This is a genomic window from Cysteiniphilum halobium (assembly GCF_003574425.1).
In the GTDB taxonomy this organism is placed as follows: domain Bacteria; phylum Pseudomonadota; class Gammaproteobacteria; order Francisellales; family Francisellaceae; genus Caedibacter; species Caedibacter halobius.
In genome coordinates, this window is record NZ_KZ984547.1 from 1 (window position 1) to 571 (window position 571).

Consider the following 571-nt stretch of genomic DNA (forward strand, 5'->3'; position numbering starts at 1 on the left):
CTCCTCTCTTTTTTTTTTTTCCTTTCTTTTTTCTTTTCTTTTCCCTTTCTCTCCTTTTTTTTCTTCTCTTCTCTTCTTTTTTCATTTTCTTTTCTTTCCTCTTTTTTTTTTTTTTCTCCTTTTTCTTTCTCCCTTTTCTCCTCTTCTTCTTCCTCTTTTTCTTTTTTTTTTTTTTTTTCTTTTTTTTCTTCTTTTTCCTTTTCCTTTTCTTTCCTTTCCTTCTTTTTTTTCTCTTCTTTCCTTCTTCTTTTTTCATTCTCTTTCTCTTTCCTCCCTTTTTTTCTTCCTTTAACCACATCTTCTCCTTTCTACTTTCTTTTCTTCCTTTTGTTTGTTTTTTTTTCTTCTCCTTCTTCTCCTTCCTCTTTTTTCCTCTTCTCTTTTTTTTCTCCCTCTCCTTTTTCCTCTTCTTTCTTTCTCTCTTCCTTTTTTTCTTTTCTTTTTCCTTTCTTTTTTCCTTTTCTTTTCTTTTTTTTCTTTTCCTTTTTTTCTTTTTTTCTTTTTCTTTTTCCTTCTCTTNTTCTCCTCTTTTCTCTTTTTTTTTCCCCTTCTTTTCTTTTTTTTTCTTTTC

General features: G+C 28.2%; 1 protein-coding gene. It reads right to left on the reverse strand.

Going from position 1 to position 571, the window contains the following annotated elements:
* On the reverse strand, positions 1–296 hold a 296-nt coding region (locus DNK85_RS12620; RefSeq protein ID WP_208123118.1), incomplete at its 3' end, for a hypothetical protein.
* Positions 297–571: the final 275 nt, after the last annotated feature.